Annotated in this window: 1 protein-coding gene; it reads left to right on the top strand. The window is 70.3% G+C overall.

Going from position 1 to position 744, the window contains the following annotated elements; genetic code table 11:
- The coding region (locus tag ACYVDG_RS32700) for an RNA-guided endonuclease InsQ/TnpB family protein (protein WP_460764191.1) at positions 1-744 on the top strand (744 nt) is incomplete at both ends.

The raw sequence follows: 744 nt of genomic DNA, 5'->3' as shown, positions 1-744 counted from the left end.
CGGGCCTGCACCGAGCACGGCACCTTCAACGTCAACTTCCGGCCCAAACACCACTGGAAGCCCTCCTTCCGCTTCCCCAACGGGCCAAGCATCACCGTTGAGCGCCTGGGCCGCACATGGGGGCAGGCCAAGCTGCCCAAACTCGGATGGGTGCGCTTCCGCTGGTCGCGCCCGCCCAAGGGCACCATCCGCTCGGCCACCGTGCGCCGCGACGGCGCCCACTGGTACCTGTCCCTGCTCTGCGAAGACGGCGAGCACACCCCGGCCTCGCATGCGGTGCCCGATGCGGCGGTGGGGGTGGACCGGGGCGTGGCCGTGGCGGTGGCCACCTCCGAGGGCGACCTGTTCGACCGCGCCTTCCAAACCCCCAAGGAGGCCGAGCGCGAGCGGCGACTCCGACGCCAACTCTCCCGCCGCCGTAAGGGGTCCAACAATCGGGCCAGGACCAAGCGGGCTCTGTCGCGGGTGACCGGGCGGGTGCGGGCCCGGCGCGCCGACTTCAGCGCCCAGACCGCGCAGGTGTTGTGTGACAAGAACGCCGTCGTGGTGTTGGAGAAGCTCAACACGAAGGACATGACCCGCTCGGCCAAGGGCACCAGCGACGCCCCGGGGAAGAGGGTGCGGCAGAAGGCGGGGTTGAACCGGGCGATCCTGTCCAAGGGCTGGCACGGGTTCAAGACCGCCTGTGTGAACCGGGCCCGGCGTACCGGGACCAGGATTGTGGAGGTCGATCCCGCGTACACG

This window comes from Nocardiopsis oceani, from assembly GCF_054777395.1.
This window is presented reverse-complemented; position numbering and strand designations above follow the sequence as displayed.